Origin of the sequence: Variovorax gracilis, from assembly GCF_030317115.1 — a bacterium.
Classification (GTDB): Bacteria; Pseudomonadota; Gammaproteobacteria; order Burkholderiales; family Burkholderiaceae_C; genus Variovorax; species Variovorax gracilis.
On sequence record NZ_JASZYF010000020.1, the window covers coordinates 1 to 21,994 of the forward strand.

Sequence of the window (21,994 nt, forward strand, 5' to 3'; positions counted from 1 at the left end):
AGATCCGCATTCCGCTGAACGAGGAGTCGGCCAAGGGCTCGGGCCAGATCGAGGAGTTCCTGATGAAGTTCAACGGCGAGGGCATCCAGCACATCGCGCTGCTCAGCGACACCTGCTCGACACGATCGACCAGCTCGGCCTGGCCGGCGTGCCGCTGATGACCGCGCCCAACGACATCTACTACGAGATGCTCGAGACGCGCCTGCCGGGCCACGGCCAGCCGGTGCCCGAGTTGCAGGCGCGCGGCATCCTGCTGGACGGCACCACCGAAGGCGGCACGCCGCGCCTGCTGCTGCAGATCTTCTCGGAGACGGCCTTCGGTGGCCCGGTGTTCTTCGAGTTCATCCAGCGCAAGGGCGACTACAGCGAGGGCTTCGGCGAGGGCAACTTCAAGGCGCTGTTCCAGTCGATCGAACGCGACCAGGTGCGCCGCGGCGTGCTGCAGACGGACTGAGTGCTCTTTCAGCCAGGACCCATGGACTCTCCCTCGAGGAACTCTCGCACTGACGTCGATCCCGGAGATCAAGCCACCATGCACAAGTACCAGTCAGGCTTTGGCAACGAATTCGCTACGGAAGCGCTGCCCGGTGCGCTGCCCGAGGGCAGGAACTCCCCGCAGCGCTGTCCCTATGGGTTGTACGCCGAGCAGCTCAGCGGCACCTCGTTCACCGCCTTGCGGGCGGACAACCGGCGCTCGTGGCTCTACCGCATCCGCCCGTCCGCGATGCACACCCCCTTCGAGCGCATCGACGCCGGCCGCATCGTCAGCGACTTCGGCGCGGTTCCCGCGCCACCGAACCAGCTGCGCTGGAATCCGCTGCCGCCACCCAAGGTGCCAACGGACTTCATCCAGGGCATCGTGACGATGGCGGGCAACGGCGACCCGCACGCCCAGTCCGGCGCCGCTGCCCATCTGTACATCGCGAATCGGTCGATGACGCGGCGCGTGTTCTACAACGCCGACGGCGAAATGCTGATCGTTCCGCAGCAAGGACGCCAGCGCTTTGTCACCGAGTTGGGCGTGATCGAGGCAGAGCCTCAGGACATCGTCGTCATCCCGCGCGGCGTTCGATTCCGCGTCGAACTGCTCGACGATCTGGCGCGCGGCTACATCTGCGAGAACTATGGCGCCAACTTCCGACTTCCCGACCTGGGACCCATCGGCTCCAACGGCCTGGCCAACCCGCGCGACTTCCTGACACCCGTCGCAGCCTATGAGGACATCGACGGGCCGCACGAACTGGTGGCCAAGTTCATGGGCCAGCTGTGGTCTGCGCAGATGACCCATTCCCCCATCGATGTCGTCGCCTGGCACGGCAACTACGCGCCGTACAAGTACGACCTGCGTCGCTTCAACGCCATCGGCTCGATCAGCTACGACCATCCGGATCCGTCGATCTTCCTGGTGCTTCACAGCGCCTCCGACACGCCCGGTGTCAGCAGCATCGACTTCGTGATCTTTCCGCCGCGCGTGCTCGCGATGCAGGACACCTTCCGTCCGCCCTGGTTCCACCGCAACATCGCGAGCGAGTTCATGGGCCTGGTCCACGGTGCCTATGACGCCAAGGCGGAAGGCTTTTCGCCGGGCGGCGCGAGCCTGCACAACAGCATGACCGGCCACGGGCCCGATGCCGAGACCTTCGAAAAGGCCAGTCACGCCGACCTGTCGAAGCCCGACGTGATCCGGGACACGATGGCGTTCATGTTCGAGACGCGTTGCGTCCTGCGTCCCACCCGACACGCGCTCGAATCGGCCGAACTGCAGGACGACTACTACCGTTGCTGGCAGGGACTGCAGAAGCACTTTGATCCGAACAAGCCTTGAACTCCACCGAGGAACCCACCATGGCACTCACCACCGACACCACGCATGACGCGGGTCTGCAAAGCTGGCTCGATTCGGCCAACGATCCAGCCACCGATTTTCCGATCCAGAACCTTCCATTCGGGCGCTTCCGGCGCGAAGACGACGACGGCCTCTGCATCGGCGTCGCCATCGGCGACCAGGTGCTCGACCTGCGCCGTGTGGGCCTCGTCCAGAACGTGCAGATGAACCAGTTGATGCGGCTTCCCCGAGAAGCCCGTCAGGCCCTGCGACAAGCGATCTCCGAAGGTTTGCGCAAGGGGAGCGCGGATGAGGTCAAGTTTCGCGCCGCCCTGATCCCACAGTCGGAAGTCACGATGGAGTTGCCCTGCGAGATCGGCGACTACACCGACTTCTACACCAGCATCCATCACGCCACGACGGTCGGAAAGCAGTTTCGCCCCGACAACCCTTTGCTGCCCAACTACAAGTGGGTGCCCATCGGTTACCACGGCCGGGCCTCGTCGATCTTTGCCAGCGGGCACGGCTTCCCGAGGCCGCTCGGCCAGACCAAGTCGCCGGACTCGGAAGCCCCGACCTTTGGCCCGTGCCGCCGCCTGGACTACGAACTGGAGGTCGGCATCTTCATCTCGCGGCCCAATATCGCGGGCGATCGCATCCCGATGTCGTCGGCCGAGGAGCACGTGTTCGGCATCGCCCTCTTCAACGACTGGAGCGCGCGCGACATCCAGGGCTGGGAGTACCAGCCGCTCGGCCCCTTTCTCTCGAAGAACTTCGCCAGCACGCTGGCGCCTTGGATCGTGACCATGGACGCCCTCGAGCCCTTCCGCAAGGCCTTTGCCCATCCCCCGGGCGATCCGCAGCCGCTGCCCTACCTGGATTCGCCGGCCAACCGTGAATCAGGCGCCATCGACATCGACCTCGAGGTCTGGCTGCAGACCCCGGCGATGAAGACGGCCGGCTCACCGGGCGAACGCCTCATGACGTCCAACTATGCGGATGCCTATTGGACGGTCGCGCAGATGGTCGCGCACCATACCGTCAACGGCTGCAACCTGCGAGCGGGTGACCTCTTCGGTTCGGGCACGCTGTCCGGCCCTGGTGCTGGGCAGGGTGGCTCCCTCCTGGAGCTCAGCGATGGCGGCAAGAAGCCGATCAAGCTGGCCAACGGAGAGACTCGAACGTTCCTGGAAGACGGCGACACCGTCATTCTGCGCGGCTACTGCCAGAGAGAGGGCTTCCGGCGCATCGGATTCGGTGAATGCCGTGGCACCGTCACTCCGGCTCGCCTGTGAAGGCAGGAGCCAAGGACGACCGATGAACGAGCCGGACGACTTCGCTCCATGCCCACCACAGACACATCCACCCAGCGTTCCCCGCCGTCGTTGAGGTCGGCCAGCCGAGGGAAGATCGTCAATGCCGAAGACGCCGTACGGCTGATCCGCTCCGGAGACACGGTTGCGACCGGCGGCTTTGTCGGCATCGGCTTTGCCGAAGAAGTGGCAACCGCGCTGGAGGCTCGCTATCTGGGCCAGCCCCAGGACGCCGGACCGGACAATCTCCGCGATCTGACCTTGCTCTATGCGGCGGGGCAGGGCGATGGCAAGGATCGCGGGCTGAATCACCTTGCACACGCGGGACTGGTGCGACGTGCGATCGGAGGTCATTGGGGATTGGTTCCCAAGCTCCAGCGCCTGGCCGTGAACAACGAGATCGAAGCCTACAACCTGCCTCAGGGCGTGATCACGCACCTCTTTCGCGACACCGCGGCAGGAAAGCCGGGTCATCTGAGCCGTATCGGGCTGGGCACCTTCGTCGATCCCCGCTTCGGGGGCGGCAAGCTCAACGACCGAACGAAGGACGACCTGGTCACCCTGATGAACGTCGGCGGCGAGGACTTCCTGTTCTACAAGGCGATCCCCGTGGACGTCGCGATCGTGCGCGGCACGACCGCCGATGGCGACGGCAACGTCACGATGGAGCGCGAGGCGCTGACGCTCGAGATGCTGTCGATCGCGATGGCCGCGCACAACTCGGGTGGCCTCGTGATCGTGCAGGTCGAGCGCATCGCGGAGCGCGGGTCGCTCAATCCCCGGCAGGTCAAGATTCCAGGCGTACTGGTCGACTGCGTCGTCGTGGCCTCGCCCGAAAACCACCAGCAGACCTTCGGCACGAGCTACAGTGCCGCGTTCGCGGGCGAGATGCGCGTGCCGTCCAGCGATGCGGAAACCATTGCGCTGGGCGTGCGCAAGGTGATCGCGCGGCGCGCCGCCATGGAGCTTCGCTCCAACGGCATCGTGAACCTCGGTATCGGGATGCCCGAAGGCGTCGCCTGCGTGGCGGCCGAGGAAAAGGTCGCCGACCTGATCACGCTGACCGCCGAACCGGGCGTTATCGGCGGCATCCCGGCAGGCGGTTTGAACTTCGGCGCGGCGATCAACACACAGGCCGTGATCGACCAGCCGTACCAGTTCGACTTCTACGACGGCGGCGGCCTCGACCTCGCGATCCTGGGCCTCGCGCAAGCCGACGCCGAAGGCAATGTCAACGTCTCGAAATTCGGCCCGCGGCTCGCAGGTGCGGGCGGCTTCATCAACATCAGCCAGAGCGCGAAAAAAGTGGTCTTCGCTGGCACGTTCAATTCGGGTGCCTGCGACATCGAGGTGCACGGCGGCCGGCTCGTCATTGCGCGCGATGGCGCAACACGCAAGTTCGTGCCGCTCGTCGAACACCGGACCTTCTCGGGGAGCCATGCGGCAGCGCGCGGCCAGGAGGTGATCTTCGTCACCGAGCGTTGCGTATTCCGGCTCACCGCAGCCGGGATGGAGTTGACCGAGATCGCGCCGGGCGTCGACCTCCAGCGGGACATCCTCGACAGGATGGACTTCGCGCCCGTGGTGATCGATCCGATGCCCATGGATGCCAGGATCTTTGTGGACGAGCCGATGGGCTTGAGAAAGGATCTCGTCCACCTGCCCTTCGACGCACGGTTCGTCTACGACGAATCGAAGAACGTGCTCTACATCAACCTCGAGCGCTTTGAAGTGAGATCAGCGGACATCGTGGAAGCGATCGCGCGAAAGATCATCTCGATCTGCGAGCCACTGGGCCACCGTGTCAACGCCGTCGTGAACTACGAAGGGTTCGTGCTGGACCGCGAGATGGAAGACGCGTGGACGCAATGCGTGAGCGACATCGTTTCGCGCTTCTATTCGGGCGTGACCCGCTACACCACGAGCGCGTTCCTGCGCTCCAAGCTGGGCGAAGCGCTGCGACGCCGCAAGTTGGCGCCCCATGTCTTCGAATCGGAGGAAGAGGCGCAGGCGGCACTTCAGACCTCGACCCGTCGAACAAGGTCGCAATGAACCTCTCTCCTGTCTCCGAGCGATTTGCGGCCAAGGCTCTGCAGCGCTGGGCCACCGCGGTCTTGATGCGCCAGGGCGTCGCGGAAGCGCCCGCAACCTTGACGGCAAAGGTTCTGGTACGGACAAGCCTGCGCGGCATCGACACACACGGTCTGGCCCGCCTGCCGGCTTACGTGGACAAACTGGCCACACGCGAAGTGAACGCGCAGGCCCGTCCCCGGATGGAGCGACGCCACGGCCTCCTGCATTGCGATGGCGACAATGGCCTGGGCCAGGTCGTCGCCTCGTTTGCGCTGGATGAAGCGATGCTGGCCGCTCGCACCAGCGCATTGGTCGCATGCAGCATTCGGTCCACCGGCCATCTGGCGGCACTCGGAGGCTTCGTCCTGTCGGCAGCCGAGCGAGGCTTCTTCGCCATCCTCTGCCAACGCACGCCACCTGTCATGGCCTTGCCCGGCGCAAGAGGACCCGTCATTGGCAACAACCCCCTGGCGTTCGCCGTTCCGCTCGTGGGACGCCCTCCTCTGGTTTTTGACATGGCGCACAGCGTGGTGGCGCGAGGCCATGTGGCACAGGCTCTGCGTGAAGGCAAGGATGCAATCCCTCGCGACTGGGCCATCGGGCCCGATGGAACGCCCACCACCGACCCTGCCCTGGCGCTGCAAGGCGCCATGCAGCCGATCGCGGGGCACAAGGGACTCGGGCTGGCCATGCTGGTCGAATGCCTTGCGGGCAGCCTCCATGGATTCGTGCCAGGCGAGGACGCGGCGGCGCCAACCGATCTGCGCGGGCCGGCCGCCAACGTGAGCGCATTCCTGCTGGTCATCAACCCCGCGCTGGCCGTCGGCCAGGGCGCGTTCGATGCCAGCGTGAGCGCATGGATGCAGACCTATCTGGAAGCCTCGGGGCTGGGCGCCCGCTACCCAGGCCAGCGCCAGGCGGAGTGCGAACAGCAACGCCTCCGGCAAGGCATACCCGTGCCGGCAGGCCTGCTCGCCGAATTGCGAGCACTCGGAAGAAGCGTTGGGCGCCCTTTCGATCTTGAAGCGGCTTGAGCCCGGCTCAGCTCGGCTCGGGCGCCTCGGCAAGCAGTCGTCCGGTCCAGTCCCCCTTGTCTATCGCGTCTTTCATCAACTGCTCCACCAGCATGTAGACATGCTCTGCGGCGCGCGTCAGGGCGAACAGGCGTGACGTGCTCAGGTAGACCGTACGGGTCAGCGAACCGCCTTCCAGCTCAAGGGCATCGATGTCGCCTCGACGGAGCTGTTCCTCCATCGCGCACGAAGGCAACACAGAGAAGCCCAATCCCGCCTTGACCGCCTCGATCAAAAGGCCAGGCGCATTGATCTCGGCCACAACGTTCGGTTTCACCTCGTGAACAGCCCAGATTCGCTCGATCTCTTCGCGGATGCCATTGGGACGACTGAGCAACAGCAGCGGAAGTGCGGCAACTTCTTGCAGCGTAGCGCTGCTTCGCCCCGTCAGCGTCCCGCGGGCACCGACCAGCAGGAGCGGTTCAGCCACGACCGGCTGCATGCGCAAGCCTCCGTCCGTGGTGTTGTCGAACAGCACCGCAAGATCCAACTTGCCTTGGGCCAGCATCTGCGCGAGGACCGAACTCGGCCCCTCCACCACCTCGAGGCGAACCGCCTTCAGTTCGGTGCTGACCTCCGTCAGGAGAGACAGTCCCAGCACGGACGTCACTGTCCAGGGCAGCCCGATCGCGACGCGGCCCGCCGGACCTGCGTCCGCCTGCGACGCAATGAGGTGCGTCGCGTCGACCTGCTTGAGGATGAGTTGGGCCTGGCGATAGACGGCGGCGCCCGCCTCCGTCGGCACCACGCCACGAACACTCCGCGTCAACAGCTTCGTGCCGAGTTCATCCTCGAGCCGGCCGAGCTGACTGCTCAGCGCCGGCTGGGCGACGTGCAGGGACTGAGAAGCCCGCGACACGCTGCCCGCCTCCACGATGCGCACGAAGTACTTGAGCTGACGAAGTTCCAAGGTTCTGGCTCCCAAGGGTTGTCCCGGATATATCGCCGATCGATAGCGGCAGCCGCAATCCGTATTTTTCAAGCGCCTCGCAGCACTCCAAACTCCAGCCACATCAACGGAGATCCTCTGTGAGCGGAACCATCATTGTGGAGCGTGACGGATACGTCGCCACCATCACCATCGACAACGCGGCCAAGCGAAATGCGATGAGCCAGGCGATGTGGATCGCCATGGGCGATGCCGTGCTCGAACTTTCGGCCCAGAGCGACCTTCGCTGCATCGTGCTTCGCGGCGCCGGCACGGAGGCCTTTGGCAGCGGCGCCGACATCGACGAGTTCGCGGCCATCCGATCCACCAGGGAACAGGGCATCGCCTTCGCCCGGCATGGACACCGTGCGATGCACGCGGTGCGCGACTGCCCCATCCCGACCGTCGCCGCGATTCGTGGCGTGTGCGTCGGCGGGGGACTGGAACTCGCTGCCGGTTGCGACTTCCGTATCGCGAGCGATGACGGGCGTTTCGGCGTGCCGATCGCACGACTGGGTGCCGTGCTGGCGTATCCCGAACTCGAAGGCCTTGTGCGTCTGGCGGGTCCGCAGGTCGCGCTGGAACTCTTGCTCGAAGGTCGTTTGATCGGCGCCGCCGAAGCCCATGCCAAAGGCATCGTGAGCCGCGTCGTTCCGAACGTGCAATTCGACGACGAGTTGCAAAAGACCGTCTCGCGCATTGTGGCCGGAGCCCCGCTCTCGGCGCGTTGGCACAAGAAGTTCGTCGCCCGGTTGCGGCAGGGCACGCCGGTGTCCGCGCACGAGCAGGAAGAAGGCTACGCCTGCTACGACACCGAAGATTTCGTCGAGGGATACCGCAGCTTCCTCGCCAAAGAACCCCCCGCATTCAAAGGAAAGTGATGACTAAGGAATGGAAAGGCCCGCTTGCCGGGCTGCGCGTGGTCGAACTCGCGCATGTGATGGCCGGCCCGGTCGGCGGCCTCTTGCTGGCCGACATGGGTGCTGACGTCGTCAAGGTCGAGAAGCTGCCCGGAGGGGATGACACACGGCGCACCGTCCCGCCGGAAGTCAACGGCGAGTCGGCCTCTTTCATGATCCTGAACCGCAACAAGCGCGGCATCGCGGTCGATCTCAAGAGCGCCGAGGGCAAGGCCCTGGTCAAGCGGATGATCGACACGGCCGACATCGTGTTGGAGAACTACCGCCCGGGCACCATGGAGAAGATGGGTCTCGCCTTCGACTCGTTGCGCGAGACCAATCCCGGCCTGGTGTATTGCAAGATCACCGGCTTCGGAATCACCGGGCCCTATGCCCAACGCGCGGGCTACGACCTGATCTCGCAGGGGATGTCGGGCCTGATGGGACTCACCGGCGAAGGCCCCGGCCGCCCTCCCGTCAAGGTCGGTGTACCGGTAGGCGACGTCACAGCCGGCATCCTCGCCGCGACCGGCATCCTGGCTGCCTATATCGAGCGCTTGCGTACTGGCGAGGGTCAGTATGTCGACACCTCCTTGCTCGAAGCTTCGCTGGTGCACACGTACTGGCCTGCGGCCATGGCTTTCGCGACCGGGCGGTCCGCCGCACCCATGGGTTCGGCTCACCCGGTGGCGGCGCCGTATCAGGCCTTCCCCACGCAAGACGGTTGGCTGAATATCGGCGCGATGAGCCAGGCCACCTGGGTCGGCACCTGCAATGCGCTCGGCCTCCCCGGCATGGCGACCGATCCCATGTTCGCGACCAATGGTGCGCGCATGAAGAATCTTGAGCTCCTCGTCGAGACGATGTCCGGTGTCCTTCGCACACGCAGCACGGACAGCTGGGTCGAGGCGTTCGAGCAGGCTGGCGTACCAGCAGGCCCGGTCAAGCACATGAAGCAGGTCCTGGACGATCCGCAGACGCGCGCGCGCGACATGGTGATCCGTGTCGACCATCCGGTTGCCGGCGAGGTGGACGCCTTGGGCCTCCCGATCAAGTTCTCGCATGGCAACGGCGTGACCCGCCGCGGCGCCCCGCTCTATGGACAGCACACGGCAGAGGTCATGCGCGAACTGGGCTATGCCGAGGCCGAGATTCAGCGGCTGGCCGAGGCCGGCACGGTTCACGTCCATCCGGAACTGCAAGACGCCATTCAACTACTGGAGACCCCATGATCTCTTCGACACTTTCCAGGCTCGCCATCGCGGCGCTCGCAGCAGGCGCGAGCGCCACCGCGCTTCCTGCCCATTCGGCATGGCCCGACAAGCCGATCCGTCTGGTCGTGCCGTCGTCCCCTGGCGGCAGCGCCGACGCGATCGCGCGCCTCGTGGGAGACCGCCTTTCGCGAGCGATGGGTCAGCCTGTGCTGATCGACAACAAGGGCGGCGGTGGCGGCAACATCGCCACGGAAGCCGTCGTGCGGTCCCCGGCAGACGGCTACACGCTGCTGTTGACGGGGAACAACCATCCATTGAATGTCTCCCTGTTCGCCAAGCCGCCCTACAAGCTCGACGACTTCGCGTCGGTCATCGAACTGACTCGCGGCCCTTCGATCTTCGTCGCCGCGCCGAATGCGCCGTTCAGCACCCTGCGGGAACTGATCGACAAGAGCAAGGCTTCACCCGGAAGCATCGCCTACGGCAGTCCTGGCATCGGGCTTCCCAGCCACATTGCGTTCGAGATGTTCCAGCGAACCGCCGACGTTACCCTGGCGCACGCGCCGTACAAGGGGTCCGGTCCGTCTCTGGCCGACGCAATGGGCGGTCAGATCCCTGTGGTGTCAGCCACGTTGGGCGCCGCGCTTCCCCACGTCAAGGCGGGGAAGCTGAAAGCGCTTGCGGTCACTTCCGAGAAGCGCTGGCCCACGCTGCCCGATGTGCCCACCGTCACGGAGGTGATCGGCAAACCCTTTGTGCACCTGACCTGGCTCGGGATCCTGGCGCCGAAGGGAACGCCTGCGCCGATCCTGGCGCAGCTCAACGCCGAGTTGAACAAGGTGATCTCGGACCCGGCGGTCAAGACGGCCATCGATGGCATGGGAACGACCGCGGTTGGTGGCACCGCGCTTGCCTTTCAGAAAGTGATCGACGACGAAGCCGTGGCGTCAAAGGCTTTGGTTCAAAGCGCCAAGCTGCGAGCCGATTGACATCATGAAGATCCCCTCACTCAGGGAAGCGTCAACCGGGCCGGCCTCGGTCGGGCTTGCGGTGGATGCCTGATGCGAAGCGATCCATGACCATCGCCGCATCCCTGGCGCACGCCGCCTCCATCGAGGACCTGCGGCTCATCGCTTCGCGCAAGCTGCCGCGCATGGTCTTCGACTACATCGATGGAGCCTCTGGCTCTGAAGCCACCGCTCGTCGAAACCGCGCAGGCTTCGATCGATTCCTGCTGCGCCCAGAGATCTTGGTCGACCTGTCGAAGCGCGATCCCGGCACAACCCTGTTTGGCGAGCGAGTCGCGCTCCCGATGGTGATCGGTCCGACCGGCATGAATGGCGCGTACTGGGCACAGGGCGACCTGTGCCTGGCGCGCGCCGCGCGGCAAGAAAACATTCCTTTTGTCATGAGCACGGCCGCCACTGTCGGTCTCGACCCCTTGGTTCAGGCCGCTGGACCGATGCGCTGGTTCCAGCTCTACATGCTCAGGGACCGCGGATTGGCGCAGGCGCTACTGGATCGCATCGACCACGCAGGGTTCAAGGTCCTGCAACTCACAGGCGACACCGCGGTTGCGGGTCGGCGCAATCGCGACATACGCAACGGCTTCACCCTGCCCTTTCGCTGGTCGCCACGCAAGCTGGCAGATACCGCCCGGCGACCGGGATGGGCGGTGCAAATGCTGCGCCACGGCTCCCCGACACTCCAGCTGTTCGCCGAGATCGTCGGCAACGTGCCGCAAGGTGCCACCATCTCTGAAGTGATGCAGCGCCAGATCAACGACGGCTTCACGTGGCGCGATCTGGACTGGCTGCGTGAGCGATGGCCAGGAAAGCTGGTCCTGAAAGGAGTGGCATCGGCCGAACATGCCAGGCTCGCGCTGGCTGCCGGCCTTGAGGGCGTGGTGGTTTCCAATCACGGAGGTCGGCAACTCGATGGCGCATCCTCGACGATCGAACAGTTGCCCTCGGTCGTCGACGCCGCGGCCGGGAGGCTGACGATCCTGATCGACAGCGGCTTCCGCCACGGGGCTGATATTGCAAAGGCCATCGCGCTCGGGGCTGACGCTGTCCAACTTGGACGCCCCACCTTGTTCGGGCTTGCTGCCGGCGGCGAGGCAGGCGCACGCCACGCCTTGCGCATCCTGGCCGCCGAGTTCGACTGCGAAATGGCCCTGAGCGGCGCGACACGCGTTCAGGACCTGAGGGGTCGGGTGCAAGGGAGAGAGCGCCTCCCGACGGATGGCTTCGAGCTTTAGTCCACGGTCGTCTCGATCACAAACTGCCCGCCTCCGATGGTCCGGAACGTGGATCTGTATGACTTGCCGGCAAGCGACGACGCGGTGCCCGCTGCGATCTTGTAGACGCCCTTTGCGCTTCCGGCAAAACCTGTCGCCTTGCCATCCACCATGGTCGTCGAGTTCTTGCCATCGGTCAGCAGGAAGATCGCCGACAGGCCCGGCTTGCGAATTGCGCCATTGCCAGCCAGGAGGATGGAATTGCCCTTTTCCGACTCCCAAACGGTCGAACCCGTCAAGATCGCGCCGTCGAACGGTCCACCCTGGATCTGACAACTGTATTGGCCGAACGAAAAGGTGTGACCTTCGCGGTCGCCGACAGGTTCTTGCGGAGCCATGCCAATCCCTTGGCACGTTGCCTTGTACGTGACCGGGGCCTGCGCAAACGCAGAAAATGTCGTCGCCGCAATGAAGGCCGCCAGGCTGATCATCTGCAATGGGTAGTTCATGGTTGTTCCTTCTGCAAGGCCACATGAACGCTGCGATTCAACGCGGCCTCAGACCGTCATTCAGCTTGCGCGCAGCACCGAACATCATCCGCTCAGCCAACGGCGGGTTCAACAAGAAGCCGGCAACTGTCACTCCGGTGTTACGCCGCGAAACCGCCCAGCGGGACGGAGGCTGACGCCTGCATTGCTCACCCGAGTGCTCCGCCGCTCCAGTGCAGCCAAGCCGCCACGATCACGGCGAGGAAAATTGTTTCGCCAACCATCAGGGCGATGGGCTTCCACCCCACCGTTGCCAGCTCTTTCAACTGGGTCTTCATGCCGATCGCGGCGATCGCGGCAACGAGACACCATTGCGAAAGGTCCATGCCCGCTTGTGTGACCGCCTTGGGCACCCAGCCCGTGCTGTTGATCGCGACCAGTACCGCGAAGGCAACCGCGAACACGGGCAACAGCGGCGGACGCTTGCCCTCGACGGCGTTGCCTTGATGGGCTCGGGTCAGGAAGCCCGCGAACGCGATCACCGGCAGGAGCATCGTGACGCGCAGCAGCTTCACGAAGGTGGCGGCATCGCCGGTGGCGACGGACATGCCATAGCCGGCACCTACGACCTGGGCCACGTCATGGATGGTGCCGCCGAGGAAGATGCCAGCCTGTACCGGATCGAGGCCCAGCGCGCGCACGATCATCGGATAGACGATCATCGCCAGCGTCGACAGCGCGCTGACGCTGATCACGGTGAACAGAGTGGCGCGTTCCCGGATGGCATGGTTCGGCATGGCCGCTGAAAGCGCCATGGCCGCCGAGGCGCCGCAGATCGCGACGGAGCCGCCCGTGAGCAGGCCGAAGAAGCTGCGATACCCCATCAGCTTCGCCAACCCGATGCCCAGGCCGATGGTGAGCGCTACCGACGCCGCCACCATCAGCACCGGATGCCAGCCCATGGCCGCAATCTGGCCAGTGGTGATGCGCAAGCCCAACAGCGCCACGCCCAGGCGCAGCACCTGACGTGCTGTCCACTCGATGCCGGCAGTGCAGGGGCCGTTGGCGGACAGGAAGTTCATCGCCATGCCGAGCAGCAGCGCGAAGAGCATGACAGGCGCGCCATAGTGCTGCGACAGGAACGTGGCCGCCGCGGCCACGACGACACTGGCGAGGACGCCGGGGAACAACTGGCGTCCGAGCGTGGGCCAACCAGCCAAAGTCAATGCGGTCATTGGGAATGCGCTTGCAACTGGGCGAAGGGTTCGATCAGAAGGCGTGTCGGATGCCGACGTCATAGCCAGTCGACGACTGTGGCGTTGGCACCGACCCGTTGATCGCCTTCGTGAAGTAGGCGGGCCCGCCCACAGTCAGGTCGGCACCGTTCTTGTTGTCGATCCGTGCAACCGTCGCGTAGACGGCCGTACGCTTCGACAGGTTGTAGACATAGCCGAGAGCGAACTTCTCGGACTTCGGGTCCGGAGACAGGCCAGGAGCAATCTGATTTGCGGCAGTGACGTTGTTGTACTTCACCTGGGTGTAGACGGCTCGAATCAGCCCGGGCCCGACCGGCACCGTCAAGCCGACCAGCGCGCCATTGGCCCCCGGGCTGGTGAAGCCAAGAGCGTTCGCGACCGGCGGGATGCCGGAGAAGTCTGTCTTCAGCTTGTTGTTCGAGTATTCGCCGAACAGCTTGATGACGCCGAAGTCGTACGTGGCGGCGACGTTCCAGATCTGGAGGTTGGTCGTCGTGCCCAGGAAGAACTGGTCTCCAATCGTGCTTCGACCTGCCGCCAATGCCACATCCAAGGGCCCCTTCGTGTAGCCGAAGCGACCGCCGACGTAGCGCCCGGCTCGCTGGCTGTTCGGTGCGTCGGGTGTCAAGACGCCCGGGTCGTACTTGATCGCTTCGTTGAAGCCGTACATGAACTGGCCATAGAAGCCGCCCAGGTCCGGTGGCAGGAAGTAGCCCACCGAGTTGGAAGCGCGAATGTAGTTGGGGTTCGCCTGGAATCCGTTGGCGGCCTGGCCTGGTGTGTTGAAACCACTCGCGGTCGCAATCAGGTTGATGCCCACGCCATTGGAGGTGAACGGATCGGCCACGGCGTCGTTCCAGAAGGTGGGTGTGTAGTCCCTGCCGAGGCGGATTTCGCCCAGCACGCCTGACAGGCTGATCGTCGAACGACGGTTGAAAGCAAGCCCGCCGCCAGGTGCGAAGCCGGTGCCGGTGTCGTTGAGCACTCCGGCTTCCAGCCAGAAGCTGGCAGCCGCACCGCCACCGAGATCCTCCGTGCCTCGAAAGCCCAGGCGGCTGCTGGCGTAGCCCCCACTGTTCTGGACCGTGCTGCTGGTGGTGACGCCGACGCCGAACGGAGTCTCCGCCATGTTCGAATAGCCGCTGACCGTGGCGTCGATGACGCCGAACATCGTGACGGAGGACTGAGCCGCGGCGCCACCGGCAGCGAGGACGGTCAAGGCGATCAAGGGTTTTCTCATGGGCGTCTCTTCGTTACCTTCGTTATCTTCGTTACTGAAAAGTGATGGGCGGTCAAATGGCCGCCCGAGGAATGCGCATGTCTGCATCCGGACGGCGTCGGACGCACGGGCGGTGGGCGCCTCGACCTACATGGCCGTCTTGCCGCCATTGACTGCCAAGATCTGCCCCGAGATGTACCTGGCGCGATCGGACGCCATGAAGACGATGGCGTCGGCGACCTCCTCGGCGGTGCCGATGCGGCCGGCAGGAATCGCCGCGGCGACCGCCGCGATCTTTTCAACCCCTCCTGCGATGCGTTCCAGCATCCCGGTGTCGATGGGACCGGGAGCCACCGCGTTGACTCGCACGTTCGACCGGCCTGCCTCGAGTGCTGCTGACTTGGTCAGGCCCTCGATCGCGTGCTTGCTCGCGACGTACATCGGGTTCTGTGCGTTGCCGCGGCTCCCCATCGTGGAGGAAAGGTTGACCACGACGCCGTGCTTCTGCTGAAGCATCACGCGCAGTTCGTGCTTCATGCTGAGAAAGGTTCCCAGGACATTCGCGCCGAAGGTCGCCGAATAGGATTCGACGGTCTGGTCGACGATCGACCCGGGCGTTCCCTCGGTCCCGGCACTGTTGACGGCAACATCCAGCCGGCCATAGCGCGCAACGGTGCGGTCGACGAGTTGGCGCACCTCTTCCTCGCGGCTGACGTCGGCAGCTACGAACTCCGCCTCGGCGCCCATCTCGCGCAGTTCGGCAACGAGCGTGGCTCCGGCCGTGGCATTGCGACCGGAACATATCAACCGGGCGCCTTCGCGGGCGAATGCACGAGCGGTCGCGCGGCCAATTCCGGCGGTAGCGCCGGTCACGAGAACTACAGTTTCAGTCATGGATCAGAACGCGACCGCGTGTTTGCCTTTGAGTTGCAGCATCTCGCGCGCTTGCGCGGGGGTTGCGACTTCCAGGTTCATCGATTTCAGCATCGAGACGATGCGCTGCACTTGCTGGGCGTTGCTCCTCGCGAGGCGCCTGGGCCCGTCCCACAGCGAGTCCTCGAGCCCGACGCGAACGTTCCCTCCCATCGAAGCGGCCATGGCAGCCAGCGCAATCTGGCTGCGCCCGGCGCCGAGGACCGACCAGTAGTAGTCCTGGCCGAACAGGCGCTCGGCGGTCCTGCGCATGTGCATCAGGTCGTCGGGGTGCGTGCCGATTCCGCCCAGCAGTCCGAAGACGGACTGAATGAAGAATGGCGGCTTGAGGATGCCGCGGTCGATGAAATGCGCCGCCGTGTAGAGGTGACTGGTGTCATAGCACTCGATCTCGAACCGGGTGCCGCTCGCCGCGCAGGATTCGAGGATGTAGCGGATCTCCTTGAAGGTATTCCGGAACACGCGGTCTTCCGAGCCCTCGAGGTAGGGCCGCTCCCACTCGTACTTGAATTCCTTGTGGCGGCCCAGCATGGGATACAGGCCGAAGTTCATCGATCCCATGTTCAGCGACGCCACCTCGGGCTTGAGCTGCAATGCGGGCTGCAGGCGCTCCTCCACCAGCATGTTCGGAGCACCGCCCGTCGTGAGGTTGACCACCACGTCCGAGTGCTGCGCGATGACCGGAAGAAAGGTCCTGAACAGCGCCGGGTCCTGCGAGGGCTGGCCGGTCTCGGGATTGCGCGCGTGCAGATGAACGATGGCCGCGCCCGCTTCCGCGGCTGCAATCGCCTCGCGGGCGATCTCGTCCGCCGTGATCGGCAGGTACGGCGACATGCTCGGCGTATGGATCGCTCCGGTCACCGCACACGTCACGATGACCTTGCTTTGGGGTGCTGCCATGGCAGATGTTTCCTCGGTAGCTTGATTCAAATGGAATGAATCAAGCGACGGGCGTTGCCTGATTTCCTGGAATCAAGTATCCAGCGACGCAAGCCTTGGCGCTTGCTCCTTGGGGACGCGGACTTGTCGATCTGAGACAGTTCCGGGTCGCCGCCGCCAGGACCGCCGCGAACTGGAAACCGCCAACCGATCAGGACGGCCTGTGCGCTCCCGCCGCCGCCATGTCCGCCGCTTGCCTGACCCATTGCGAGGCGCTGCAGCCGAACTGGCTCTGGAACCAGTGACTGAAGCTGCTGGGGCCGGAGAAGCCCAGCAGCTCTGCCACCTCGCTCAGCGGCAGGTCGCTCTCGCGCAGATGGCGCTTGACCAGGTCCGAGCGCACCTGGTCGAGCAAGCTACTGAACGTGAGACCCTCCGCGGCGAGCCGACGGTGCAGCGTGCGACGATCGACGCCCAGGTGCCGAGCGACCTCCCGGGCACCGCAGGCGCCACCCGGCAGCAATGCGAGGATGAGCTGTCGGCAGCTGTCATGCACGCTTTCACTGCGATCCCTGAGGGCCGCTTCCAGGTACTTGCGTGCGAAGCCGGCCGCCACCTGGTCTCCCGGCTCGCGTGGCTTGGACAGGTCGATCGCCAGGCAGACCAGTCCGTTGAATTCCTGGTTGAACTTGACGCGCCGGCCGAAGAAGGCGCGATGGGCGGCAACGTCTTCGGGTGGTCGATGCGTGAAGCAGACTTCGAGCGGTCGCCAGTGCGGGCCGATCAAATCGCTCAGCATGCGAAACATGGTGCCCACGGCGAGTTCCACCGACTGTCGCATCGGCAGCCCGGGGCTTGGCATCAAGTCTTCCCGGATGACCACCACGCTGTCGGTGTCCTCGACATGGACCGTCAGCGAGGCATTGACCAGCTTGAGATAGCGGCACAGCGTGTCGAGGGCGTCCCTCGGCGTGGCCTCCTCCCTCAGCACGAGGCTGATGGGTCCGAGGGCGGAGAGCTTGCGCTGCGCCGCAAGACGCAGCGCCAGATCCTCGGTGTGCGTGGCGCGCGCGGTGATCTCCAGCAATTCCCGCACGGCATCTCTCGGGATCAGCGTCTCGGGATCTTCGAGGACCTTCGCCTGCAGCCTGACGGTTCGCATGAAGGCATAGGGGTCCCGACCGAGCGACTTCACCAACTCGACGTAGCCGCTCAAGCTGGCGCTGCGCATGAGTCGTGCAATGTGTCTCATGGGACGGTGCTTGAGCGCCATTATGGTACCGACCTTCCCCGCGGAGATGCGCCTCCCGCGCCTGGCACGGCCGGTCCCAGCCGACGATCGCAGAACTCGTCGCCGTGGCGGGCGGATCGCGATCGCACGTCGCTCAGGGGACGAGGACGGTGGAGCCGATCGTCTTGCGCCCCTCGAGCGCGCGGTGCGCTTCTGCGGCATCGGCCAGGGCGAAGCTCTGCTTCGGCTCGCTGACGATGTGGCCGGCGAGCACATGGTCGAACAGCTCCCGCGCCATGTCGAGCATGTGCGCACGCGGCTCGATGTAGTGCCTCATCGCCGGCCGGGTGAGCCAGATGGAACCCTTGGTCGCGAGCAGCCTGGTGTCGAGGATCACCGGGCCCGACGAAGTGCCGTTGCTCACCAGGGTTCCGCGAGGCTGAAGGCAATCGAGCGAAGCTTCCAGCGTGTCCTTGCCGACCGAGTCGTAGACGACGGGAACGCCCTTTCCTTCGGTGATCTCCTTCACGCGCGCGGCGATGTCCTCGCGCGATGTCACGATGGTGTGCGCGCAGCCGTTGGCCTTCGCGATGGCGGCCTTTTCGTCGGTGCTGACGGTACCGATCATGGTCACGCCCATGGCTCGCGCCCACTGGCACGCGATGAGACCGACACCGCCTGCCGCCGCGTGGTAGAGGATGGTCTCGCCTCCCTTCAGCGGATAGACCTGGCGAAACAGATATTGCGCGGTCATGCCTTTCATGATGAGCGACGCGGCGGTGCGATCCGTGATGCCCTCGGGCAGGGGAATGAGCACCTCTGCAGGCATCACGCGAGCCTGCGCGTAGGCGCCCGGCGGCCCGACCAGGTAGCCCACCCTGTCGCCTACGCGGATGTCCGTCACGCCGGGCCCGACGGCCTCGACCACACCCACCGCATCGGTGCCCAGGCCGTTGGGCAGAGCCAGCGGGTAGAGGCCGGTGCGAAAGTAGATGTCGGCGAAGTTGACGGCAATGAAGCTGTGGCGGACGCGGGCCTGGCCCGCGCCGGGTTCGCCGACTTCGACGTTCTCGAATCTGAGGACCTCTGCGCCCCCGGTTTCATGAAGGCGGATGGCCTTGGTCATGGTTTGTGTCCTTGTGAATGCATGTGGAGACGCGATTCTTGAGGGACGGCAACGGGAGTGGAAGCTCGCCGTCGGTTATGCCCCATTTCGACAATTTCATGTCCCCGATAAGCAAGAGCGGGTCGCCGGTGCGCCAGATACTGGACCCGCTGACAGAACTGTCCGAAACGAACAGGAAATGGAGACTGGAAATGAACCTGCATCGATTGGCACGCCCCGCGATGGCGTTGATCACGTGCTCGCTGGCGCTCAACGTCTGGGCATCCGGCGAGAAGCCCCTGAGAGTCATCGTCCCGGCACCAGCGGGCGGAACGATGGACACCGCCGCCCGCGTGGTCGGGCAACAGATTTCCGCGGACATCGGCCGACCGGTGATCGTCGAGAACCGCCCCGGCGCCACGGGCTCGATCGGGCTCAGCGCCATGCTGCAGGCGGCACCGGACGGCAACACGATCCTGCTGGGGGCGAGCAACTTGCTGGTGGAAGCGCCGCAGGTGATGAAGGTTCCGTACGACCCGCTGAAGGACATCGTCACCATCGCCAGGGTGGCGTCGTCGAGCTACGTGCTCGTGACCGGTGCAAGCTACCCAGCCAAGGACTTCCAGAGCCTCGTCGCGCAGTTGAAGGCGCGCAAGGGCAAATCCAGCTTCGCCAGCTACGGCATGGGAACCGTGTCGCAGTACTCGGGGCTGATCCTCAGCAGCCAGGCTGAACTGGACATGCAGCACGTCGGTTACGCCGGATCGCCGCCCGCGCTTCAGGACGTGATCGGCGGCCAGGTCGACGTCATGTTCGACGGCATGGTGACGTCGTTGCCCCTGATCAAGAGTGGAATGCTGCGCCCCTACGCGGTCTCCGGGAAAAGCCGGTCCAGGTACTTCCCGGACGTGCCGACCATGACCGAACTCGGCTACCGGGACATCCAGTTCCAGGGACAGGTCTGCTTCTACGGCTCCAGCAAGCTGCCGGCCGACGTCCTGGCGAAGCTCCAGGCAATCATCAAGAGGGCAGCCGATGCGCCCGCCGTGCAGCAGAAGCTGATCGACGTGGGCGTGGAGCCCGATGTGAGCATCGATTCGGCTGCCCTGCTGGCCGAGAACAAGTTGCTGTCCCAGCGCAACGCCGCCATCGTCAAGAAGTTCAACATCCAGGCGAACTGACCCAGCGCCGCAATTCCATCAGAGAGCAAGAAATGCAGATCAAGCAAGTCACGCCGGCCATTGGCGCCGAAGTCAGCGAAGTCCATCTCGGCGAAGCAGCGCGCAACCCCGCACTCTTCGCACAGGTCAAATCCGCGCTGCTCAAGCACAAGGTGCTTTTCTTTCGCAACCAGGACATCACGCGCGCCGACCACGTCGCCTTCGCCAGTTGCTTCGGCAAGTTGGAAGACCACCCGGTGGTCAACAGTGACCCCAAGTATCCGGGCCTGGGGCTCATCTATCGCAGCGACTCCAGGCACAGCTACGAGAACTCGTATCACTCCGACGGCCTGTGGCGCCAGAGCCCTTCCATGGGTGCCGTGCTGCGCTGCATCGAATGCCCGGAGATCGGCGGCGACACCATCTGGGTCAACATGGTCCAGGCGTACGAGGAACTGCCGGAGGAGATCAAGCAGAAGATCCTGAAGCTTCGGGCCAAGGCCAGCATCGAGCCTTCCTTCGGCGCCGTCATGCCGGAGGAAGCACGCAGGAAGCTGGACCGGGACAACCCGCCGGTCGAACACCCCGTGGTGCGCACGCATCCCGAGACCGGCGAGAAGATCCTGTACGTAGGCGGCTTCACCACGCACTTCGTCAACTACAACACGCCGGAGAACATCCGCCACGGCATCGACAAGTTGCCGGGCGCATCGCTGCTGCTGAACTACCTGACGAGCCGGGCCACCATTCCCGAGTACCAGGTGCGCTGGTCCTGGCAGCCTGGGGACGTGGCCGTCTGGGACAACCGCAGCACGCAGCACTACGCAGTCAACGACTACTGGCCCGCACCGCGAAAGATGGAGCGCGCCGGCATCGTGGGCGACGTGCCGTACTGAATCCCTGAAATCTTTTCATCCCCGTTCGACATTCCCGACGTCACATTCCCATTCGGAGACCCATCCTCATGAACTTCCTCGACGGCCACCTGTACCCCCAGAACCAGCAGCCCCTGATCATCACGGCCGCGCCCTATGCGCCGGGCTGGATCCCCTCGGACTTTCCGGAAGACATCCCTGTCACGATGGAGGATCAGATCCAGAAGGCGGTGGATTGCTACGAAGCCGGTGCCACCGTGCTGCACCTGCACGTGCGCGAACTCGATGGCAAGGGCAGCAAGCGCCTGTCGAAGTTCAACGAGCTGATCGCCGGGGTGCGCGCCCGCGTGCCGGAGATGATCATCCAGGTGGGCGGCTCCATCAGCTTCGCACCCGAATCCGACGGCGCAGCCGCCAAGTGGCTGAGCGACGACACGCGCCACATGCTCGCCGAGCTCGATCCGAAGCCCGATCAGGTGACGGTGACGGTCAACACCTCGCAGATGAACGTGACGGAGCATGCGGGCCTGGAAGACTTCAAGGGCGTGTCGCGGGGATTCCCGCACCTCTATGCAACCTACAAGGACATGGTTGTGCCCGCCAATCCGAGCTGGGTCGAGGAACACATCCGCCGCCTGACAGCGGCCGGAATTCAGAGCGAATTCCAGTGCTACAACATCAACAGCTTCGAAACGATCGAGCGAATGATCCGTCGTGGCGTCTACAAGGGACCACTGGTGATGAACTGGGTGGCCATCAGCGGCGGCATGGATCAGGCGAACATCTACAACCTGGCCAACATCCTGCGTGCCGTGCCCGACGGCGCGGTGGTCACGGTGGAAAGTTCAGTGCTGAACGTGCTGCCCGTGAACATGATCGGCATTGCCTTGGGCCTGCACGTGCGGTGCGGTATCGAGGACGTGCTCTGGAATCAAACCCGCACGGGAAAGATGAGCTCCGTCGAGCAGATCAAGCAGTTGGTGCGCATCGCTGGCGAATTCGGCCGTCCCATCGCCACAGCGAACCAGGCACGGGAGATCATGAAGATCGGGGTCTTCTACGACACGGCGGAAGAGACGCTCCAGGCCAATGGCTTCGCGCCCAATCGCAACGGAGGCAACCAGGGGTTCCTGCGCAAGCCGGACAGCGAACTGGTGGCTTGATCGACACCCACGTTCTCTAGCGCCTCGGCAGCATCGTGCATCTCAGCGGTGCATGAACAGAGGCTGGCGCTTGCCCCGGAACACGGCCATGCCCTGCGGGGTTGGACCCACGACGGCCACG

Annotated in this window: 19 protein-coding genes and 1 pseudogene; 12 read left to right on the forward strand and 8 right to left on the reverse strand. The window is 64.7% G+C overall.

The window, feature by feature from the left end:
- The 5 genes and pseudogenes from QTH97_RS26500 to QTH97_RS26520 all read left to right on the forward strand — a co-directional run.
- Positions 1-454 (forward strand): annotated as a pseudogene (locus QTH97_RS26500) (4-hydroxyphenylpyruvate dioxygenase family protein); the annotation flags it as partial.
- A 78-nt stretch (positions 455-532) separates the two neighbouring features.
- The gene (gene hmgA, locus QTH97_RS26505) at positions 533-1,825 is read left to right on the forward strand and encodes a homogentisate 1,2-dioxygenase (protein ID WP_444813473.1); all 1,293 of its coding nucleotides are present in this window, start codon (positions 533-535) and stop codon (positions 1,823-1,825) included.
- 20 nt (positions 1,826-1,845) lie between these two features.
- Positions 1,846-3,120 carry a fumarylacetoacetase gene (fahA, locus tag QTH97_RS26510; RefSeq protein ID WP_286571504.1) on the forward strand — a complete coding sequence of 425 codons (1,275 nt, stop codon included), beginning with the start codon at positions 1,846-1,848 and terminating at the stop codon, positions 3,118-3,120.
- A 48-nt stretch (positions 3,121-3,168) separates the two neighbouring features.
- Positions 3,169-5,190: an acyl CoA:acetate/3-ketoacid CoA transferase gene (locus QTH97_RS26515; RefSeq protein WP_286571505.1), complete on the forward strand. Its 2,022-nt coding sequence runs from the start codon at positions 3,169-3,171 to the stop codon at positions 5,188-5,190.
- Complete coding sequence (locus QTH97_RS26520; RefSeq protein ID WP_286571506.1) at positions 5,187-6,245, forward strand: Ldh family oxidoreductase; 1,059 nt, start codon at positions 5,187-5,189, stop codon at positions 6,243-6,245. Before QTH97_RS26515 ends, QTH97_RS26520 begins: the two co-directional genes overlap by 4 nt.
- 7 nt (positions 6,246-6,252) lie before the next feature.
- On the opposite strand, the gene QTH97_RS26525 is transcribed toward QTH97_RS26520, so the two are convergent.
- Positions 6,253-7,194 (reverse strand): LysR substrate-binding domain-containing protein, encoded by a 942-nt coding sequence (locus tag QTH97_RS26525; RefSeq protein ID WP_286571507.1) that lies wholly within the window; start codon positions 7,192-7,194, stop codon positions 6,253-6,255.
- Between the two features lie 119 nt (positions 7,195-7,313).
- Here QTH97_RS26525 and QTH97_RS26530 point away from each other — a divergent pair, with 119 nt between their 5' ends.
- From QTH97_RS26530 to QTH97_RS26545, 4 genes are all read left to right on the forward strand, one after another.
- On the forward strand, positions 7,314-8,093 hold the full coding sequence (locus QTH97_RS26530; protein WP_286571508.1) for an enoyl-CoA hydratase/isomerase family protein: 780 nt from the start codon (positions 7,314-7,316) through the stop codon (positions 8,091-8,093).
- On the forward strand, positions 8,093-9,343 hold the full coding sequence (locus tag QTH97_RS26535) for a CaiB/BaiF CoA transferase family protein (RefSeq protein ID WP_286571509.1): 1,251 nt from the start codon (positions 8,093-8,095) through the stop codon (positions 9,341-9,343). Before QTH97_RS26530 ends, QTH97_RS26535 begins: the two co-directional genes overlap by 1 nt.
- Positions 9,340-10,314 carry a tripartite tricarboxylate transporter substrate binding protein gene (locus tag QTH97_RS26540; RefSeq protein ID WP_286571511.1) on the forward strand — a complete coding sequence of 325 codons (975 nt, stop codon included), beginning with the start codon at positions 9,340-9,342 and terminating at the stop codon, positions 10,312-10,314. Before QTH97_RS26535 ends, QTH97_RS26540 begins: the two co-directional genes overlap by 4 nt.
- A gap of 86 nt (positions 10,315-10,400) precedes the next feature.
- Positions 10,401-11,585, forward strand: a complete 1,185-nt coding sequence (locus QTH97_RS26545; RefSeq protein ID WP_286571512.1) for an alpha-hydroxy acid oxidase — start codon at positions 10,401-10,403, stop codon at positions 11,583-11,585.
- Here QTH97_RS26545 and QTH97_RS26550 read toward each other — a convergent pair.
- The 7 genes from QTH97_RS26550 to QTH97_RS26580 all read right to left on the reverse strand — a co-directional run bounded on the left by QTH97_RS26550 (position 11,582) and on the right by QTH97_RS26580 (position 18,696).
- Positions 11,582-12,073, reverse strand: coding sequence for a hypothetical protein (locus QTH97_RS26550; RefSeq protein WP_286571513.1), 492 nt, complete (start codon positions 12,071-12,073; stop codon positions 11,582-11,584). The two genes, QTH97_RS26545 and QTH97_RS26550, sit on opposite strands and share 4 nt — an antisense overlap.
- A gap of 188 nt (positions 12,074-12,261) precedes the next feature.
- The gene (locus tag QTH97_RS26555) at positions 12,262-13,287 is read right to left on the reverse strand and encodes a YeiH family protein (protein WP_286571514.1); all 1,026 of its coding nucleotides are present in this window, start codon (positions 13,285-13,287) and stop codon (positions 12,262-12,264) included.
- A gap of 34 nt (positions 13,288-13,321) precedes the next feature.
- Entirely contained in the window at positions 13,322-14,548 is a 1,227-nt protein-coding gene (locus QTH97_RS26560) for a porin (protein ID WP_286571515.1), read from the reverse strand.
- A 126-nt stretch (positions 14,549-14,674) separates the two neighbouring features.
- A complete protein-coding gene (locus QTH97_RS26565) occupies positions 14,675-15,421 on the reverse strand; it encodes an SDR family NAD(P)-dependent oxidoreductase (RefSeq protein WP_286571516.1) in 747 nt (248 codons plus the stop codon).
- A 3-nt stretch (positions 15,422-15,424) separates the two neighbouring features.
- Positions 15,425-16,360 carry a 3,5-dioxohexanoate:acetyl-CoA acetone transferase gene (gene kce / locus QTH97_RS26570; protein ID WP_286571517.1) on the reverse strand — a complete coding sequence of 312 codons (936 nt, stop codon included), beginning with the start codon at positions 16,358-16,360 and terminating at the stop codon, positions 15,425-15,427.
- A gap of 190 nt (positions 16,361-16,550) precedes the next feature.
- Complete coding sequence (locus QTH97_RS26575; protein ID WP_286571518.1) at positions 16,551-17,591, reverse strand: AraC family transcriptional regulator; 1,041 nt, start codon at positions 17,589-17,591, stop codon at positions 16,551-16,553.
- A gap of 133 nt (positions 17,592-17,724) precedes the next feature.
- On the reverse strand, positions 17,725-18,696 hold the full coding sequence (locus tag QTH97_RS26580) for a quinone oxidoreductase family protein (RefSeq protein WP_286571519.1): 972 nt from the start codon (positions 18,694-18,696) through the stop codon (positions 17,725-17,727).
- 191 nt (positions 18,697-18,887) lie between these two features.
- Here QTH97_RS26580 and QTH97_RS26585 point away from each other — a divergent pair, with 191 nt between their 5' ends.
- From QTH97_RS26585 to QTH97_RS26595, 3 genes are all read left to right on the forward strand, one after another.
- Complete coding sequence (locus QTH97_RS26585; RefSeq protein WP_286571520.1) at positions 18,888-19,856, forward strand: tripartite tricarboxylate transporter substrate binding protein; 969 nt, start codon at positions 18,888-18,890, stop codon at positions 19,854-19,856.
- Between the two features lie 32 nt (positions 19,857-19,888).
- Positions 19,889-20,731, forward strand: a complete 843-nt coding sequence (locus tag QTH97_RS26590) for a TauD/TfdA dioxygenase family protein (protein ID WP_286571521.1) — start codon at positions 19,889-19,891, stop codon at positions 20,729-20,731.
- Positions 20,732-20,799: 68 nt separating this feature from the next.
- Positions 20,800-21,873 carry a beta-keto acid cleavage family enzyme gene (locus QTH97_RS26595; protein ID WP_286571522.1) on the forward strand — a complete coding sequence of 358 codons (1,074 nt, stop codon included), beginning with the start codon at positions 20,800-20,802 and terminating at the stop codon, positions 21,871-21,873.
- The last annotated feature ends 121 nt before the right edge of the window (positions 21,874-21,994 follow it).

What these genes read in the sequence shown, in the direction of transcription:
- QTH97_RS26520 (WP_286571506.1), top strand. Translation starts at nt 5,187, where the DNA reads ATGAACCTCTCTCCTGTCTCCGAGCGATTTGCGGCCAAGGCTCTGCAG.
- QTH97_RS26590 (WP_286571521.1), top strand. Translation starts at nt 19,889, where the DNA reads ATGCAGATCAAGCAAGTCACGCCGGCCATTGGCGCCGAAGTCAGCGAA.
- QTH97_RS26560 (WP_286571515.1), bottom strand. Translation starts at nt 14,548, where the DNA reads ATGAGAAAACCCTTGATCGCCTTGACCGTCCTCGCTGCCGGTGGCGCC.
- QTH97_RS26555 (WP_286571514.1), bottom strand. Translation starts at nt 13,287, where the DNA reads ATGACCGCATTGACTTTGGCTGGTTGGCCCACGCTCGGACGCCAGTTG.
- kce (WP_286571517.1), bottom strand. Translation starts at nt 16,360, where the DNA reads ATGGCAGCACCCCAAAGCAAGGTCATCGTGACGTGTGCGGTGACCGGA.
- QTH97_RS26550 (WP_286571513.1), bottom strand. Translation starts at nt 12,073, where the DNA reads ATGAACTACCCATTGCAGATGATCAGCCTGGCGGCCTTCATTGCGGCG.
- fahA (WP_286571504.1), top strand. Translation starts at nt 1,846, where the DNA reads ATGGCACTCACCACCGACACCACGCATGACGCGGGTCTGCAAAGCTGG.
- QTH97_RS26540 (WP_286571511.1), top strand. Translation starts at nt 9,340, where the DNA reads ATGATCTCTTCGACACTTTCCAGGCTCGCCATCGCGGCGCTCGCAGCA.
- QTH97_RS26545 (WP_286571512.1), top strand. Translation starts at nt 10,401, where the DNA reads ATGACCATCGCCGCATCCCTGGCGCACGCCGCCTCCATCGAGGACCTG.
- QTH97_RS26515 (WP_286571505.1), top strand. Translation starts at nt 3,169, where the DNA reads ATGCCCACCACAGACACATCCACCCAGCGTTCCCCGCCGTCGTTGAGG.
- QTH97_RS26580 (WP_286571519.1), bottom strand. Translation starts at nt 18,696, where the DNA reads ATGACCAAGGCCATCCGCCTTCATGAAACCGGGGGCGCAGAGGTCCTC.
- QTH97_RS26585 (WP_286571520.1), top strand. Translation starts at nt 18,888, where the DNA reads ATGAACCTGCATCGATTGGCACGCCCCGCGATGGCGTTGATCACGTGC.
- QTH97_RS26565 (WP_286571516.1), bottom strand. Translation starts at nt 15,421, where the DNA reads ATGACTGAAACTGTAGTTCTCGTGACCGGCGCTACCGCCGGAATTGGC.
- QTH97_RS26595 (WP_286571522.1), top strand. Translation starts at nt 20,800, where the DNA reads ATGAACTTCCTCGACGGCCACCTGTACCCCCAGAACCAGCAGCCCCTG.
- hmgA (WP_444813473.1), top strand. Translation starts at nt 533, where the DNA reads ATGCACAAGTACCAGTCAGGCTTTGGCAACGAATTCGCTACGGAAGCG.
- QTH97_RS26535 (WP_286571509.1), top strand. Translation starts at nt 8,093, where the DNA reads ATGACTAAGGAATGGAAAGGCCCGCTTGCCGGGCTGCGCGTGGTCGAA.
- QTH97_RS26575 (WP_286571518.1), bottom strand. Translation starts at nt 17,591, where the DNA reads ATGAGACACATTGCACGACTCATGCGCAGCGCCAGCTTGAGCGGCTAC.